General features: G+C 69.0%; 17 protein-coding genes and 1 pseudogene. 5 read left to right on the forward strand and 13 right to left on the reverse strand.

Annotated elements, in window-relative coordinates; genetic code table 11:
• Positions 1–391 precede the first annotated feature (391 nt).
• The 3 genes from RF640_RS15345 to RF640_RS15355 all read left to right on the forward strand — a co-directional run bounded on the left by RF640_RS15345 (position 392) and on the right by RF640_RS15355 (position 2,858).
• Positions 392–1,948 carry a recombinase family protein gene (locus tag RF640_RS15345; RefSeq protein WP_109222065.1) on the forward strand — a complete coding sequence of 519 codons (1,557 nt, stop codon included), beginning with the start codon at positions 392–394 and terminating at the stop codon, positions 1,946–1,948.
• Between the two features lie 137 nt (positions 1,949–2,085).
• Positions 2,086–2,640 (forward strand): antirestriction protein ArdA, encoded by a 555-nt coding sequence (locus RF640_RS15350; RefSeq protein ID WP_109222066.1) that lies wholly within the window; start codon positions 2,086–2,088, stop codon positions 2,638–2,640.
• A gap of 11 nt (positions 2,641–2,651) precedes the next feature.
• Positions 2,652–2,858: a hypothetical protein gene (locus tag RF640_RS15355; protein ID WP_109222067.1), complete on the forward strand. Its 207-nt coding sequence runs from the start codon at positions 2,652–2,654 to the stop codon at positions 2,856–2,858.
• Positions 2,859–2,906: 48 nt separating this feature from the next.
• On the opposite strand, the gene RF640_RS15360 is transcribed toward RF640_RS15355, so the two are convergent.
• The 12 genes and pseudogenes from RF640_RS15360 to RF640_RS15415 all read right to left on the reverse strand — a co-directional run bounded on the left by RF640_RS15360 (position 2,907) and on the right by RF640_RS15415 (position 12,603).
• A complete protein-coding gene (locus tag RF640_RS15360) occupies positions 2,907–3,851 on the reverse strand; it encodes a hypothetical protein (RefSeq protein WP_109222068.1) in 945 nt (314 codons plus the stop codon).
• A gap of 58 nt (positions 3,852–3,909) precedes the next feature.
• Positions 3,910–4,674: pseudogene (locus RF640_RS15365) on the reverse strand (relaxase/mobilization nuclease domain-containing protein); the annotation flags it as partial.
• Entirely contained in the window at positions 4,671–4,994 is a 324-nt protein-coding gene (locus RF640_RS15370) for a hypothetical protein (protein WP_109222069.1), read from the reverse strand. The pseudogene RF640_RS15365 and the gene RF640_RS15370, both read right to left, overlap by 4 nt.
• A gap of 344 nt (positions 4,995–5,338) precedes the next feature.
• A complete protein-coding gene (locus RF640_RS15375; RefSeq protein WP_109222070.1) occupies positions 5,339–5,662 on the reverse strand; it encodes a hypothetical protein in 324 nt (107 codons plus the stop codon).
• Positions 5,663–5,679: 17 nt separating this feature from the next.
• Complete coding sequence (locus RF640_RS15380; RefSeq protein ID WP_109222176.1) at positions 5,680–5,985, reverse strand: DCL family protein; 306 nt, start codon at positions 5,983–5,985, stop codon at positions 5,680–5,682.
• Between the two features lie 10 nt (positions 5,986–5,995).
• Positions 5,996–9,079 (reverse strand): DNA-directed DNA polymerase, encoded by a 3,084-nt coding sequence (locus tag RF640_RS15385; protein WP_368828349.1) that lies wholly within the window; start codon positions 9,077–9,079, stop codon positions 5,996–5,998.
• On the reverse strand, positions 9,076–9,381 hold the full coding sequence (locus RF640_RS15390) for a helix-turn-helix domain-containing protein (RefSeq protein ID WP_009374917.1): 306 nt from the start codon (positions 9,379–9,381) through the stop codon (positions 9,076–9,078). Before RF640_RS15390 ends, RF640_RS15385 begins: the two co-directional genes overlap by 4 nt.
• A 385-nt stretch (positions 9,382–9,766) precedes the next feature.
• A complete protein-coding gene (gene arfB / locus RF640_RS15395; protein ID WP_035927467.1) occupies positions 9,767–10,207 on the reverse strand; it encodes an alternative ribosome rescue aminoacyl-tRNA hydrolase ArfB in 441 nt (146 codons plus the stop codon).
• A gap of 140 nt (positions 10,208–10,347) precedes the next feature.
• Positions 10,348–10,779 carry a hypothetical protein gene (locus RF640_RS15400; RefSeq protein ID WP_035927462.1) on the reverse strand — a complete coding sequence of 144 codons (432 nt, stop codon included), beginning with the start codon at positions 10,777–10,779 and terminating at the stop codon, positions 10,348–10,350.
• Between the two features lie 194 nt (positions 10,780–10,973).
• Positions 10,974–11,267, reverse strand: coding sequence for a hypothetical protein (locus RF640_RS15405; RefSeq protein WP_035927458.1), 294 nt, complete (start codon positions 11,265–11,267; stop codon positions 10,974–10,976).
• A gap of 131 nt (positions 11,268–11,398) precedes the next feature.
• Positions 11,399–11,842: a lipopolysaccharide assembly LapA domain-containing protein gene (locus RF640_RS15410; protein WP_035927454.1), complete on the reverse strand. Its 444-nt coding sequence runs from the start codon at positions 11,840–11,842 to the stop codon at positions 11,399–11,401.
• 92 nt (positions 11,843–11,934) lie between these two features.
• Entirely contained in the window at positions 11,935–12,603 is a 669-nt protein-coding gene (locus RF640_RS15415) for an alpha/beta family hydrolase (RefSeq protein ID WP_035927654.1), read from the reverse strand.
• Between the two features lie 78 nt (positions 12,604–12,681).
• Between RF640_RS15415 and RF640_RS15420 the strand changes: the two genes are divergently transcribed.
• Entirely contained in the window at positions 12,682–13,290 is a 609-nt protein-coding gene (locus tag RF640_RS15420; protein WP_109222177.1) for a mismatch-specific DNA-glycosylase, read from the forward strand.
• 31 nt (positions 13,291–13,321) lie between these two features.
• Here RF640_RS15420 and zupT read toward each other — a convergent pair whose 3' ends face one another.
• Positions 13,322–14,107 (reverse strand): zinc transporter ZupT, encoded by a 786-nt coding sequence (gene zupT / locus RF640_RS15425; protein ID WP_035927447.1) that lies wholly within the window; start codon positions 14,105–14,107, stop codon positions 13,322–13,324.
• A gap of 119 nt (positions 14,108–14,226) precedes the next feature.
• On the opposite strand from zupT, the gene RF640_RS15430 reads away from it, so the two are divergent.
• A complete protein-coding gene (locus RF640_RS15430) occupies positions 14,227–15,087 on the forward strand; it encodes an aminoglycoside phosphotransferase family protein (RefSeq protein ID WP_035927443.1) in 861 nt (286 codons plus the stop codon).
• The last annotated feature ends 54 nt before the right edge of the window (positions 15,088–15,141 follow it).

A 15,141-nucleotide genomic window follows, 5' to 3' on the forward strand; every position in this document is an offset into this window, starting at 1 on the left:
TGAGGACAGGGTCCGGCAGGGGGTCAAACTTCGTCTGCCGCCACAGGGTCAGTTTTCACGTGCCGTCGACAAAAGCACTGGATGACGGATTGGACATCCAAGCTGCGGTCGTCGAGTACAACGACCATAACGCCAGGAAGGCAAGAAAAAAGCGCTGAAGTCTGGCCCGGGCTCGTCCCAGGCTTCTACCCTCCGCAGTGATTGCAACGCAACACGCAGGGACCCTTCTCGCCGAGGTTTGGACAATAGGAACCGCGCTGACAGATCGATCCGCGCTCGTCGGTACGTTATGCCAGCCAGTGACCCAGCTGGCACAGTCCTATGGCCATGAGGTGCGAGCGAGACATCATTAGTGATGGACAGTGCTTATGTCTGGCAGTAGCCTTGACTCATGAACGAGCGCTCCATCGCACCCCGTAAGGCCGCCATCTACCTCCGCATTTCGCAGGACCGCGAGATGGATGGGCTCGCCATCGACCGACAGCGTGAGGACTGCGAGAACCTCGCGCGGTTCCGGCGCTGGGACGTCGTCGAGACCTACGTGGACCAGTCCAAGAGCGCCACCGACCGAACCGCGATCCGTCCGGACTACGACCGCATGGTTGCCGACTACCTGCTCGAACGGTTCGACGCGATCATCTGCTACGACCTCGATAGGCTCACCAGGCAGCCCCGGCAGTTGGAGGACTGGATCGACGCTGCCGAGCTGCGAGGCCTTGCCCTTGTCACGGCCAACGGCGATGCCGACCTCTCCACCGACGGTGGGCGCATGTATGCACGCATCAAGGCCGCCGTGGCGCGTGCTGAGATGGAGCGCAAGAGCGCCCGTCAGTCGGCAGCCCAGCGTCAGCGCGCCATGCAGGGTCGTGCTCCGAAGGGTATGCGACCACTCGGCTACGCCGTAGACGGCGAAGTGATCCCCCACGAGGCTGAGGCCGTGAGGGCGATCTACGAGCTGTTCACCAGGATCGAGCACCCCGAGTCGCTGCGCTCGCTCGCGCGGGCGCTCAGCGGAACCGAGAAGATCGAAGGTCTCTCGCCCCTTCCCAAGCACACGCACACCGTAAGCGTCGAGCGGGCCGCCGCCCGCGAGGAACAGGGCCTCGAACCTCGATCGATCGTCGAGAACGGTCCATGGTCTCCCTCGACCGTGCTGGGCATTCTGCGGAACCCGCGCTATGCGGCGCTGAGTACGTACACGCCGAAGTTTGCCCAGGCTGACGGGAAGCGGCGCCGGATGTGGAAAGCACAGATCCTCCGAGACGACGCCGGAGAGCCGATCCGAGGGCAGTGGGAGCAGATCGTCGACGACGAGACCTGGTGGAAGGCACAGCAAGTCCTCGACGACACGGAGCGGGTGACGAACACATCCGGCTCGACCAAGCGCAAGCACCTCGGCAGCGGGCTCTACCGGTGCGGATACGTCAATGAGGACACCGGCGAGACGTGTGGGAAGAAGGTTACCGGGGCGCCGCGCGGGTACAAGTGCGCGGGCCACATCGTCCGCTCGGGCGCCGCCATCGACGACTTCGTCACCACGGTCATCGCCAAGCGTCTTGCGCGCAAGGACGCGAGGGTGATGGTCGAGGTCGCGGACGGTGGGCCGCATGCGGCCGGCATCGACTCGGCGATCAGCGACCAGCGGGCGCGCATTCTGCGCGCCGAGGCCGACTACGACGCCGAGATCATTGAGGCACGCGACCTCAAGCGCGTACGGGACGCTGCAGAAGCGCGTATCCAGGAGCTGGAGGCCGAAAGGCTGATGCAAAGCCGTGCGGGCGCGCTGTCGCCGATCCTGGGCGTCGATGACCCTGCCGCAGCATTCCGGGAAGCGTCACTTGACCTCCGTCGTCAGACCGTCGACACCCTCGCCACGATCACGCTTCTCCCGCAGCCGCGCGGGCGCAAGGGGTTCAGGACCGAGTCTGTCGTCGTCGACTGGAGGTAGACCACCTAGTCGGGTAGCCACGCAGAGCGTGGCCGGGAGACCTCTTGAGAGCGGCGACGTGGCGTAAGCGCGTCGATTCACCGAGCACGACTGCCTGTCGCGCCCGCCGCTCTCCTCAACCACGGAGGAGACCCGCCATGACCACACGAACGAACACCGACATCACTCCACGAGCCTGGATCGGCTGCCTCGCCTGCTACAACAACGCTCGTCTCGTCGGCGAATGGTTCGACGCCGAGACCGCCGACGAAGTCACCCTTGTTGACGTCCACGGCGGCGCTCATCGCGTGCGCCCTGGATGCGAGGAGCTGTGGGTCATGGACCACGAGAACATCCCCACCGCGGGCGAGATGAGCCCGTCGGAAGCCGCAGAGTGGGCACGTGTCCTCCTCGCGGTCCCCGAGCACCAGCGCGATGCTCTGTGCGCTTGGACGGCCTCCGGCAGCTACGTCGCAGAAGGCACTGGAGACCTGCCGTCCGTTCCCGACTTCGAAGAGCGCTTCTGCGGAACCTGGGGCAGTTTCCGGTACTACGCCGAGACTCTCGCCGAGGAGATCGGCCTCATCCCGCAGGACGCCCCGGAAGAGCTTGTGCGCTACTTCAACTGGGATGCCTGGACCCGCGACCTCGAACACAACTACACGGTCGTCCGGGCCGACGCGATCTCCGTGTACGTCTTCCGGGACCTGTGACGAGAGCGAACATGAGCGCTGAGTCCAACGCCTACAGTCACGCCGAATCGTTTCGTTGGTGGGTCGGCAACCCCGAGATGGGCGAGGAGGAGGCCCACCTCCATGACCTCCTCGCCCTGCACAAGGCAACCGTCGAGCTGATCCGCCAGCAGCGCGACCTTCTCGGGTATTACGACACCGATGCCGAACTGTTCGGCGATGACCCCGACGTCGACTGAGTTCAGAGTGCCCGTAGCTTCGGCTACGGGCACTCACTTTTCTTCCGACTACCAGCCCCGATACCTCTCGTACAGCTTCTTTCCGAGCCACCAGAGCAGCCAGCCGAACAGAGCGCATCCGCCCAGGGCGGCGAGGGCAATGAGTGCCTTCGCCCACCAGGCACTCGCGGCGGCGAACGAGCCCCAGGCCCATCCGAGCAGCGGTCCGAGGCCGAGCATCTGCGTGATCCCACCAACCATCCCCGTGAGCATGATGAACGCGACGGTGAACGGGAGGAGGGCAAGGCACACACGACCCACCGTCGCCCAGGTGACCTTCGCCGAGAGCCGCTCGACTCGCCGCTCGGCCCGTCCGACAGCGCTGACCACTTCGCGGGCCCGGTCGGTCACCTCGGCGAGCTTCTCGGTGCCGAGCCTGACCACCCGCTCTTCGAGCCCCTCGACGGTCTTCTCGACCCTCTGGACGGGAACCTCAACGGCCTTTGCAAGTCGGTCATCGAGTACCTTCACAGCGTGCTCGGTGAGCCTGTCCGTGTCGATACGGACGTGGCCGCGCTTGCGCACGGCCTCGGCGAGGTCAGCCGAGGCCGAAGCCGTCATCTTCAGCTCCTCGCTGATCTTCGCCGTCATCGAGTACGCGGCCAGGTCCGCCCGGGTCACCGAGGAGCCGTCGGCCAGCTTCACGACTTCGCTGCTGCTCAGCTGCTGCGCGACGGAGCTCAGCGTCTTCTCGATCTCGTTCAGTCGCTTCCTCGTCTCGGCGTCGAGCGGCAGCGTGGAGGGCAGCTCGAGCCGCGGCGAGGTCGACAGATGATCCATCCTCTTCGTCTGCTCCTCGTCCATCACCTTCACGTACCCGGTCAGGTCGGCGACGGTCTTCGTCAGCCGCTCGATCTGCTGCCTGTCGGCGTCGCGCTGTGAGATCAAGGCCCCCAGGAGCTCGGTAGTCTTCTGCTGCTCGTCGGCCTGCTTGATCCTGTCCAGTGCTCCCATGAGCCTGTCCCTTCTGTGAGTGGTAGTGAAAGATCTCTTGAGCACCTTCGGCGGTGAACTCGGGGGTCAGCGCCGACGCCTTCTTCCGGCCGAGCTTCCCGTTGTCATCCCGGCGCATCTTGTAACTCCAGCCGTCGCGGTTCGTCACCGCGAGCGTGACCCCGCGCTCGGCGAGGACATGCTCGAACGCCTCGCGATTCGTTGAGCGCGAGTCGGACAGTGCGTCAAAGACCTTGTCCCCGAGGGCCTGCTCGAACCCGCCCGGCGCGAAGCCCTCGCGGCGCAGCTCCCAGTCGGGCTTCGGCTCCGCGGGATCGGGGAGCACCCGCAGACCCTCGTCTGCCATCAACTCGTCGTTCAGCTGGCGCAGTCCGTGCTTCCACGATGTGTACCGTTGGAGGCTCTTACCGGTGAGGTTGTCGTGGTTGATGACCAGGATGTGTGCATGCCCGTGACCTCCGGCGGAATCAGAGTGCACCGCGACCATGTAGTCAGCGCTGTGCATGCGTTCCGCGAGTTCGACAGCCACGTCCCGGATGCGCTCAAGGTCGGCCTGCGAGGTCACGTCGAACTCGTCAGGGTGGAACGCCAGAACGTAGCTCTGAAGTTGGTTCGTTCGGCCATGAGCAGCGGCGTGCGCCTCAGCACACGCGATGAACTCCGCCGGAGTCGTCCCGCCGTCGACCATGGACATCGCATACGCGGCCGCACGTGTCGATCCGACCCTGAGGAGCTCCCTTCGCACCTCAGGGTCACGCCCGTAGAGGATGTACCCAACGGCTCCGGCAGCGTTGGTCGATGGGCGGACGTTCACGGTGCTCATGTCCGTGTCCGATCGCCGAGCGAGGCACGTACCTCGTCCACCGCAACCATCACCTCGTGAAGGAGGCCGTCATCGACGGCGGCGGCCTTACGGAGCGCCTGGTTCAGGTTCACACCAACTCGACGCAGCTGCTCTACTGCAGGAACAAGAGACGTAGGCGCCGCTTCCTTCGTTCCGGCGTTGCTCTCCAGCTGAGCGACCTTCGCGGACCTCGAATCCAGCGCGTCGAGCATGACGGCACGAGCCCATGCGCTCGGCTTGACGCTGAGCACTTGGGCACGGCGGCGGATCGCATCGCGATCAGCCACCGTCAGCCGCACGTCGAGAGAGACCTCCCGACGACGGCTGTTCCGAGGCTCCACCGGAGCCTCGGCCGACCCTGCCCTCTGCGCAGCACCACGACCGGTGTTCACCTGGGAGTCGTGGTGCTGCTCCGCTGCCAGGGCCGGGTCTTCCGCACACCCCTCCGCACGAGCCCGACCAGCGCTGCTTGGGGAGTCGGGCTCGCTCTCCGGGGCGTACGGAAGACGGCCAGCAGGGTTTTTGTCGGACATTTCGCTGACGCTCATGTCCTCCAAGAACCGCTGGCCCTCGTCCTCGGTCGCTGCGCGACCTGCGGGCGAGGGGGCACCGGGACGCTGACGCAAGCCCCGGATCGGAGTCGTCAATCGTTCCACGCTGCCGCCTCCTCATGCTCGGGATCGACGGTCTGCGAGGCAGTCCCGTCGTTCACCGACCCCGAAGACGATGCCGCCTTCTTCGCACGCCTCGACCTCTTCGCCTTCTCTGCCTCCAGGGCATCGGCCGCCTCCTCGGAGAGCCGGTCGTAGAGGTCGGGGCTCTGGTCGCGCAGCAGATCGATGACCTTCTCGTCGATGCGGCGCTGCTCGGCAGCGACGGCACGCTTGAGCTTGGTGATGCGCTCGGACGCACGGCGGCGCTCCTGCTCGATCAGCTCGTCGAGATTGGTCGTGGTCTTGTTGCTCATGGTCAGATCCTTTCGGTTCAGTGACCTTCCGGTCGCAAGTTTTTGATGCACTTCTTGATCGACCAGTTGTCGATCGAGCCGTCCTCCCGAAGGACGAGAAAGTTCCTCGTGCCCCACTCAGGGATGAGGGCGACGGTGATCCCGAAGACGCCAGCGCCGTGCTTGCGGTCGGCCTCTGGATGGTGGGCGAGGAGGTCACGGGCGAACGACTCATCGGAACCGCGCAGGACCTCCCCGAGCCCCGCTCGGTTCAGCACGGCACTGGCGTGGTTGGCGACTGTCTGCTTGGTGGCGAAGGCAAGTCCTCCGAGGCTGTAGCTCATCGTCACCACCTCACGAAGCGCCAGCAGAAGCCGACTCGTCAAAGGGGTCGATCGCCTGCATCCACTTGACGTAGGGGCGGATCGCCTTCAGGTCGATGTCGATCTGGCGCTCGGCCTTCGACCGGGCGTGCGACCAGAACCGCTCCTTCACGCGAGGCAGCCCGAATGCCTCGAACGCATCGAGCCTGTCTGCCAGAGGCTGTCCCGGATGGAGCCACGGGATGTCGATGATCTCCTGGCGGAAGGCGATCACGATGCCTTTGGCGATGTGCTCCAGCTGCTCTGCCTGGGCGATCGAACCGTCCTCATCGAGCAGAGCGTCGAGCCGCGCAAAGTAGTCCTTCCACTGCTCGACAGTCCGCCGAACGGGGGAGCGAATCCACACGGGTTCGCCGAGGTCGTCGTCCCACTCCTTGAGGCCCTGGTCGACCGAACGCCCCAACGTGGCCTGCTCGGGAGAATCCCAGGGCACGGTGTGCACATGGGCGACCTCATGGTGGACGCCGTCGATGTCGATGACGTCGACCGACATCCCATCGGGGACAGGGCGGCGCTTTCGGTCGAACTCGATGGTCTGCTCCTTGTGGACCACGCGCGGCGCGAAGTCCAGCCGCTTGTCGATGCGGGTCAGTTCCTGCACCGAGGGAAAGACCTTCATCGTCACCGGGAGTGCGCCCTCACGACTCGCCATGAGCTCGTACATGAGGTCGCGGTCGGCCTGGCTGTCCTGCTCGATGCCATCTGGAAGCTTGTAGCCACCGTGTGCCAGGACGCCGGCAGGCTGTCGGCTGAAGTTCGCCCGGGTAGTGATGTTGAGCAGGTCGGTCTGCTGGTGCTTGCGCTCCCACATCCCCTGCGAACCGGTCAGCGCGAGCCGGGACTCACGCCAGATCGGACCGAGCCCGAAAAGGTCGAGGCTGTCGACCACGTCCAGATCGGCATCCGTGATGAATCCGTCCGTAGTGCAGGACGGCGTGCTGTAGCCCAGGTTGTGAAGCTGGTTCAGCGTCGCAAGCAGAACCGCGCGCACGAGGCCGGTAGTCATGGACGCGTGCCAGGGTGAGGTGATCGCGGACCCGCCGACCGCATCACGTTCCTGCGCCCAGGCATCCCAGCCCCGCTGGCCCATAACTCCCTGCGCCAGCTTGCCGTAGGGAGAGTTCGCCATCAGCTTCAGGACGTTCTGCTCGAACGACTTCGCACCAAACTCCGCCTTGGCCCGCGCACGGTCATCGAGGAGCTGCTTGTACGCACCCCGGAGAAGCCGAGAAGGCTCACCATGCTCATCGGTGAGGACCCGTCCGAAGTGGCCGATCTGACAGGTCACAGTCGCGCCAAGCGTGAGGGCGAGCCAGACCTCGGGACCGGTTGCCCAGACCCCACGAACACCACCGCTTGTGAGCGGATAGACCATCGACCCCTCGACCGGAACCGGTAACGAAGGGAACGCGACCGTGCTCGGGAACTCGAAGCTTACGAACCCGAGGAACGGCGTGAGCGGGCTCTTGAAGTCGGACAGCGTGAGGTCGGCGTTGTTCACCGTCTTCAGAATCACGCCATCGGGATGCTGGTAGTCGACATCCCGAATCGTCGAACTGGACGTGGGGTAGCAGGACTGAAGATCGAAGTCACTGGTCACGCGCGCGAACAGCCCAAGCTCGGCAGACATGTTGTACCCGCCTCGAAAGCTCATCGCCGCAGCATGGATCCACGTCGCCGCAGCACCGTCGATCGGCTCCAGCGCCCGGACGCGGTAGAAGTCGAGCTGCTGCTCGTCTACACCGGCAGCACCCTCGCGGGTCTTAGTCACCTTGTGGAGTCCGCCGAAGACGGTATTGAAGTCGCGGCCCTCGCCCAGCTCGTCCTGGATAAGGCCCTTCACCGCCTTCGCCGCAGCAGTGGGCAAGGTCAACGGGACAGCACGGTGATCGCCGTATAGCTGGCTCACGTATTCCAGAGCGATCACGGCATCATTCGCCGCGTAGTCGAGGAACTCCGCAGGATGCACGTCGAAGTACTCGTCCATCCGGGTGATCCAGTCACCAGGAACATCCAGCTTCGGCGCCCCGATCGCCGCACCGAGTGCCTTGAGCGGCTCAGCACCGCTCTGCGCCATCGTGTCGCGGATCGAGACTTCCACCGGCAGCTTCCACCGCCAGTTCTCGCCGGAAAGCACCATGCGGGCGGGCTTGTTCGACACCATGCCCGCGCTGGCCGAGATCACCGTGCGGAGGATGTCCGGCGCGCGACCGTCCAGCCACCGGGCACGTCGACCGTCCCAACCCGCACGATCAGACAGCGTCTTCGACCGACTGGGGTACGCCTGGTTCCAGACGTTGATCGCCTTCCGGCGGTCGACGAAAGTAGTCAGGTCGGCGTGCTGGTAGTGCGCGACCAAGGTGATCGGCAACGCCCTGGGCGTCCCCTCGGGACTGTGCTTGAACCACACCGAGGGGTGGGACTTGCCGTCGTCACCGATGGCAGACTGCGCCGAGACGCCCTTGTCAGTCCACCCCGCTGCGAGCCTGTGCTCATGAAGACCCAGGCTCATGATCGCGATCTCAAGGCCCTTCTCGAAGGACAGCCGCGCCGTACGAGAGCCGCGCGGCCCCCTGTAGCTCCGGGGGATGACCACGCAGAGCCGGAGCTGGGAATCATCGAGAGGGTCAATCGCGGCGAACTGGTAGGACACAATCTTCCGCACCATGTGCTCGTCCTCGCCGACCCATACACGGTCGGCATCCATCAGATCGACAGTCACGAACTCGGTGTCGAAGCCGATGACGATGGAATCCTGATCCGTGGACATCGCGGCCACCGAGGAGTACTGCCCGAAGCCGGCAGCGCCGCGCGCTCCGCGTGCTATTGAATGAGTCAGGACCTCGAACTCGGCCGGGTGCTTCCGCGACGTCGCCGAGTCCGCCACCACTGTCCGAGACCAGCCCGCCGCATCGACCGGGGCGCGAGCATCGGCGGCGGCGGCGTCATGGGGCTGCTCCCCATACGGCGGTGCCGCCATTGCCGTTCTACCAGGGGTTTCAGTGGTGCCGTGCGTGAAGAAGAGGTCTTTCGTGCACGCGAGCCCGGCGCTCATGCCGCACCGCCGAAGATCGCGCTAAGGCGACGGACCTGGGCGTCGCTCAGCGGGGGAGCGGAGCTGGCGAGACGTTCTGCGGCGGCCTCGACCTCCTCGAAGGTGGGCTGTCGCTTTGGGACCGCGAGGGCATTAAGGTCAGACCGCAGAACCTTGATGCGGCCTCCAACCTTGACCGCAGGAAGCTTGCCCTGGGCGATGTATCGCCGAAGGGTCTGATACGCGCCGAAGCCAAGTTCGACGGCATCGGTGAGGTTGAGGTAGTGGGTGAGGTCGGACGAGGGAGGCGGGGAGTACCCCATGACAACTCCAGACAGCTTGAACTGTCCGGAGACGGGGGAATAGTTGTCCGGCTACTTTCCCGGTCGCCGTGCGCGATGCTCCACTGGGCCCTGAGGGACCTCCGTGCCTTACGGGAGAAGTCACTCCCTGCCGGGTCGTCTGTATCTCAATCTCGACGTGGTTCCCGGCGCTACCCGGTGCTGACTATGCGCTGCTCACCACAGCCCACGTGGGGTGATCCCTCCTCGAACACCTTGCGGTCGCGGTGATCAAGAACTTGACGCGATCCTACCTGGCCTGTCAAGCGCGCGCAAGTTTGAGCGCTCGTGACGATAGTTCTGTCCATAACGTGGTGGAGTTCCGCTTCAACGTCTGAGCCGGGCGGGTCCTCCGCGCCGGCGCGGGTCATTCCGGCCCGGGGCGCCGGCGGTTCTGCTTGGTCTCGGAGCGGCGGCGTTTTCCTTCGAGACGGCGACGGCGCGAGCCGTGGGTGGGCCGGGTCGCTCGCCGGACCACCGGCGGCACCACGGCGCCGCGCAGGAGTGCGGCGAGACGCTGTCTCGCCGCGGTGCGGTTCTGTCGCTGGGAGCGGTGCTCGGCGGCGCTGACGGTGAGCACGGTGCCCGAGAGCCTGCCGGCGAGCTGATCGAGGGCACGTGCGCGCTGCGCGTCGCTCAGCGCCGTCGTCGTGGCCAGGTCGAGAGAGAGCTGCACCCGGGAGTCCGTGGTGTTGACGCCCTGGCCGCCCGGGCCGGAGGCGTGGGAGAACTGCTCGACCAGCTCACCCGCCGGCACCCTGAGGCCGCGGGGCGCGCCGGGGCCCGGGGGCACGTGCAGATCGTCCACACGACGATTGTCCCGCACCGGCGACGCGACACATTCCGTTCGGTCTCGGTGGGGGATCTTCGGCTGCTCGGGCGAGGTCTGCGGCCGGGCGCGCCAATCAGCCGCAATGGCGGTTCGGCGCGCGGCCCGGCACGTCCTGCCTACTGCCCGAGGGGCTCACCGGTGATGCTGTCGACGGTGCCGTTCTCGATGCCCTCGCACTGCGACACCCCGGCCGGTGTGACGGGTTCGTAGTGGATGCAGAAGGCGTCGTAGTAGGGCATCCCGTCCTGCCAGGCCGCGTAGGCCTCGTCGTAGGTGAAGTCCTGGTCCGGCAGCGCCCCGGGCATGGGCGGCGGGGTGGCCCCGGGGGTCGTCGACGGGGTCGGCGATGGGTCCGGCTGCGTCGCCTCCGCGCTGCCGGTGGCCCCGGACGTCGGGGAGGACGAGGCGCTGGGAGACGCGCCGGGCTCGTCGATCCCGCCGCTGTCGGGGGTGGTGCACCCGGTGACCAGGGCCAGGGACAGGGCGACCAGTCCCAGTCGCCCGAAGGCCGGCTTCTGGTGGACGTTCTGCGGGGGGTTCGGTGACATGGCCGTCTCTCCGGTGGGGGCGGGGGATCCGTTCATCACTTTAGGGAATGCGGGGCGGTCAGCCCGCGTGCGACTCGCACGCAGTGCGGCAGATCATTCCTCCGGGCGCGGAAAAGACCTCGGGCCGCGACGTCGAGGCGTTCTCGACGTCGCGGCCCGAGGTCTTCGTCGTGCCGGCGGACCGAACCGGGCCCTTACCGCGGGGTCTCGGCGGCGTCCTCCGGCGGTGCCGCCGCCTCGAGGTAGTCCTCGACGTCCACGAGCACCGCGGGGCCGGCCTGCGCCGCCTGCAGCGCAACGGCGAGACTCGCCACGTCGTCGTCGTCCAAGGGCTGGTCGGGCAGGTCCACGGCGTAGCGCGCCTCGCCGTCGACCAGCACGGGCGTGATCTGGGCGGTGCCGCTGGTGAGGTCGACGACGGTCGCGGGGGCGACCACCTCGACGTCCTCGGGGGCCGGGCGGTCGTCGGGGAGTGCGGGGGAGCTCATGGGAACCGTCCTGTCGTTCGGGGTGCTGTCAGGCTACTGCCTGTTGCCGCCCGCACAATGGGCCGACCCGTTACTGACGTCATGAGACACCAGCCGGCGACCGACGGCGACCGCCGAGGCGGCGGCGGGGGTCAGCGCAGGGCGCGCTTGATGTCGGCGCGCTCCTTCTCGAGCTTGCGCACCCGGTGGCCCAGCTTGAAGAGCCGGACGGAGCCGACGAGACCCATGATGAGGGCGCCGGCGACCGCCGCGAGCAGCATGGCGACGCCGAGGGGGAGGCTGAACTGCCAGCCCAGGTAGTTGAAGTCCGCCGGGACGTTGTTCTGCAGGATGAAGACCAGCAGCAGGATCAGGATCAGCAGGCCGAGGATCAGGGCCGTCCACGCGGCGCCCGAGACGCCCTGCTTCTGGTGACCGTCCAGGGCGGGGTCCGTGGCCGTCTGCGGCCGGACGGCCGGCTCCCGGCCGGGCGCCGGCCGGTCCGCGGCGGACGCGTCCGCGGCGGGGGGCCGCGGCTCGTCCCCGGGGGCGGGATCGGGCCGGAGCGGGTCGGAGGATGCTGGGGTGGGGGCCATGACGGTTCTCTCCCTGGTCGCGGACGGGTCGCGGTGACCCTGTGCTTCTCACGGTAGTCCCGGTCGGTGCGCCGTTGAAGTCCCGCCGGTGCTCAGCGGGTCGTGCGTGTCCGCCGGAGGAAGCGGCGCACCTCGGCGGTGACCAGCGCGCGCGTGTCCTCCTGGCTCACGGGCCCGGACCGGCGGACCGCCAGGGCGTGGTCGGCGCCCTCCACCGGGACGACGTCGACGGCCGGCGCGCCGTCCGCGGCGGCCGCGACCTCGTCCGCGGAGCCGAAGGCGTCCCGCGTGCCCTGCAGCACGAGCACGGGGACCGTGGGCCGCAGCAGCTCCTCGGCGCGCGAGCGCTCCGGGCGTCCCGGCGGGTGCAGGGGGAAGGCCAGGCAGACGACGGCGGACGCGCCCACGTCGGCGGCCGTCCGGCACGCCACCCTGGCCCCGGCGCTGCGGCCCCCGATGACCAGGGGCAGTCCGTCCGCCATGCCGGTCACGGCCGGCGCGGCGGCCAGCCACCCGGTGTCGAGGGCGGCCGGACGGGGAGCGACCCTCCGGCCGGCGAGCACCCACGGCTGCTCGTGGCGCACGACCGTGACGCCGTGGAGGGGGAGCTCGTCGGCGAGGGCGGTGAGGTCCGGGGCGCCGGCGCCCCCGCCCGCGCCGTGCCCGAGCCACAGCAGCGCGGTGGGGTGCTCGGCGGGGGAGACGAGCAGGCGTCCCGGCCCGCTCTCGGTGGGCACGGTGAGCTCGGTCGGTCGGGGCATGGCCACCACGGTAGCCCGGCGGGCGCCCGCGGCCGGCCCGTGGTGCCCGGCGGCGGGGGCGCGGCCTAGCATGTGGTCATGGCCTCCCCGAACGCGACCGGCGGCGCCCGGCCGAGCCGGGCGGACCTCGAGGCCGCCCGGGGCGCGACCCTGCCCGACCTGCTCGGCCCGGAGGTGCGGCTGCTGATCTGCGGCATCAACCCGAGCCTGTGGGCCGCGGCCACGCAGGCGCACTTCGCCCGGCCCGGCAACCGGTTCTGGCCGGCCCTGCACGACGCCGGGCTCACCGGCCGGCTCGTGGACTGCGCGGCCGGGATGAGCGCGGAGGACCGGGAGCACGTCCTGGGCCGGGGTCTCGGCATCACGAACCTGGTGCCCCGGGCCACCGCGCGGGCCGACGAGCTGGACCCCGCCGAGTTCGTGGCCGGCCGGGAGCGGCTGGCCGAGCTCGTCGCCGGGCTGCGCCCCGCCGTCGTCGCGGTCGCCGGGGTCACCGCCTACCGGCACGCCTTCGCGGACCCGGGGGCCCGGCTCGGGCGCCAGGACCGGGAACTGGCCGGGACGCAGCTGTGGGCGCTGCCGAGCCCGAGCGGGCTCAACGCCCACGCGTCCCGGGCGAGCCTCGCCGCCGCGTTCGCCGAGGCCGGGCGGGCGGCGGGCCTCCCGGTCGCCCCGACACCGCCGTGACCCGGTCACGGGCGCCGCGTCCGCGTCCGCGTCAGACGAACAGCAGCAGGCTCACGGCCATGACCGCCATCCCGGCGACCAGCCCGTAGACGGACAGGTGGTGCTCGCCGTACTCCTGGGCCGTGGGCAGCAGCTTGTCCAGGGAGATGAAGACCATGATCCCGGCCACGCCCGCGAACACGACGCCGAAGAGGACGTCGTCGAGGAAGGGGAGCAGGACGAGATAGCCGAGCACCCCGCCGACAGGCTCCGCCAGGCCCGAGAGGAACGCCCAGCGGAACGCCCTCCGGCGGCTGCCCGTGGCGTGGTGGATGGGCACCGCCACGGAGATCCCCTCCGGGATGTTGTGCAGCGCGATGGCCACGACCACCGGGATCGCCACGGACGGCTCCTGCATCGCGGCCACGAAGGTCGCGAAGCCCTCGGGGAAGTTGTGGATCGCGATGGCCACCGCGGTCATCGTCCCCATCCGCAGGAGCCGGCGCTGCCGCCCGGCGTCGTCGTGCGGGTACTCGTGGGGGTTGACGCGCGTGGGCACCAGCCGGTCGATCACCGCGATCAGCAGGATCCCCCCGAAGAACCCGCCGGCGGTGGCCCACGCCCCCGAGCGCTCCCCGAGCTCCGCGACCAGGGCCACCCGGGCCTTGACGAAGATCTCGATCATGGACACGTAGATCATCACGCCGGCCGAGAAGCCGAGGCTCACCGCGAGGAACTTGGCATCGGTGCGCCGGGTGACCAGGGCCAGGAAGGCGCCCACACCCGTGGCCAGCCCCGCGAACAGCGTCAGGCCGAAGGCGAACAGCAGCTCGTTCACGGGCGGGTGGACTCCGTTCCGGCCGGGGGATGGGCGCTCGCAGTCTAACGAACACGGGCGGGGCGGACGGCCGCCCGGTGGGCGAAGATGGTCCGGTGACCTGCGCGGAGGACGGACCCATGACCGACGACGGCGCGGCCCGGCTCCGGGCCGGGCTCGCGGAGCGCTACCTGGCCGTGTGGCAGCTGGCCCCCGACGGGCGGTCCCGCGACGACGACGGCGCCCTGGCGCTGCCGGTGCGCACCCGGGCGGGGGAACCGGCGCTGCTGCGGATCGGCCCGCCGGGTGCCCGGGCCGAGCACGAGCACCTGGCGCTGCGGCTGTGGGGCGGGCGCGGCGCCGTGCGGCTGCTCCGAGCGGAGCCCGCGGACCGGGCGCTGCTGCTCGAGCGCACCGGCGAGCAAGACCTGCGGGACCTGCCGGACCTGGAGGCCTGCCGGGTGCTGGGCGAGCTGACCCGCACCCTGGCCCGCCCGCCCCGGCCCCCGTTCCCGCCGCTGTCCGCCGCGGCCCGGGGCTGGCGGGAGGACCTGGCCGGGGCCGCCGAGCTGGACGCCCGGTTCCCGCGGCGCTTCCGGCGGCAGGCGGTCGCGAACCTGGACCGGCTGCTGCGCGACGAGCTGGACACCGCCCTCGTGCATCAGGACCTGCACCCGGGGGCCGTGCGCGCCGCGCGGCGCGCCCCGTGGCTGGCCACCGGGGCGGACCCGGTGCTCGGCACCGTGGAGTTCGCCCTGGTGGCGGCCCTGTGGCCCCGCACCGAGGCCGCCGGCCACGGCGGGGCCCTGGCCGCGGCGCTCGAGGACCGGATCGAGGCGCTGTCCCTCGCGGCCGGCGCCGACGCCGAGCGCCTGCGCGCGTGGGCGCTCGTGCGGTTCGCCCTCGCCGCCCGGGAGGAGGCGGACCGGCCCACCGGCGCCCCGCACCGCGCGATCAGCAGGCTGGTGCAGCTGTGCAAGGCCGTGCAGAAAGGCGGCTGATCCCCCGGCCGCGCTCCCGGCTGTGATCCAGGTCACGGGATAGACTCCAGCACG

This window comes from Kocuria sp. CPCC 205231 (assembly GCF_040980965.1).
GTDB classification, from domain to species: domain Bacteria; phylum Actinomycetota; class Actinomycetes; order Actinomycetales; family Micrococcaceae; genus Kocuria; species Kocuria rosea.

What these genes read in the sequence shown, in the direction of transcription:
- RF640_RS15345 (WP_109222065.1), top strand. Translation starts at nt 392, where the DNA reads ATGAACGAGCGCTCCATCGCACCCCGTAAGGCCGCCATCTACCTCCGC.
- RF640_RS15350 (WP_109222066.1), top strand. Translation starts at nt 2,086, where the DNA reads ATGACCACACGAACGAACACCGACATCACTCCACGAGCCTGGATCGGC.
- RF640_RS15355 (WP_109222067.1), top strand. Translation starts at nt 2,652, where the DNA reads ATGAGCGCTGAGTCCAACGCCTACAGTCACGCCGAATCGTTTCGTTGG.
- RF640_RS15360 (WP_109222068.1), bottom strand. Translation starts at nt 3,851, where the DNA reads ATGGGAGCACTGGACAGGATCAAGCAGGCCGACGAGCAGCAGAAGACT.
- RF640_RS15375 (WP_109222070.1), bottom strand. Translation starts at nt 5,662, where the DNA reads ATGAGCAACAAGACCACGACCAATCTCGACGAGCTGATCGAGCAGGAG.
- RF640_RS15380 (WP_109222176.1), bottom strand. Translation starts at nt 5,985, where the DNA reads ATGAGCTACAGCCTCGGAGGACTTGCCTTCGCCACCAAGCAGACAGTC.
- RF640_RS15385 (WP_368828349.1), bottom strand. Translation starts at nt 9,079, where the DNA reads ATGAGCGCCGGGCTCGCGTGCACGAAAGACCTCTTCTTCACGCACGGC.
- RF640_RS15390 (WP_009374917.1), bottom strand. Translation starts at nt 9,381, where the DNA reads ATGGGGTACTCCCCGCCTCCCTCGTCCGACCTCACCCACTACCTCAAC.
- RF640_RS15400 (WP_035927462.1), bottom strand. Translation starts at nt 10,779, where the DNA reads ATGTCACCGAACCCCCCGCAGAACGTCCACCAGAAGCCGGCCTTCGGG.
- RF640_RS15405 (WP_035927458.1), bottom strand. Translation starts at nt 11,267, where the DNA reads ATGAGCTCCCCCGCACTCCCCGACGACCGCCCGGCCCCCGAGGACGTC.
- RF640_RS15410 (WP_035927454.1), bottom strand. Translation starts at nt 11,842, where the DNA reads ATGGCCCCCACCCCAGCATCCTCCGACCCGCTCCGGCCCGATCCCGCC.
- RF640_RS15415 (WP_035927654.1), bottom strand. Translation starts at nt 12,603, where the DNA reads ATGCCCCGACCGACCGAGCTCACCGTGCCCACCGAGAGCGGGCCGGGA.
- RF640_RS15420 (WP_109222177.1), top strand. Translation starts at nt 12,682, where the DNA reads ATGGCCTCCCCGAACGCGACCGGCGGCGCCCGGCCGAGCCGGGCGGAC.
- RF640_RS15430 (WP_035927443.1), top strand. Translation starts at nt 14,227, where the DNA reads ATGACCGACGACGGCGCGGCCCGGCTCCGGGCCGGGCTCGCGGAGCGC.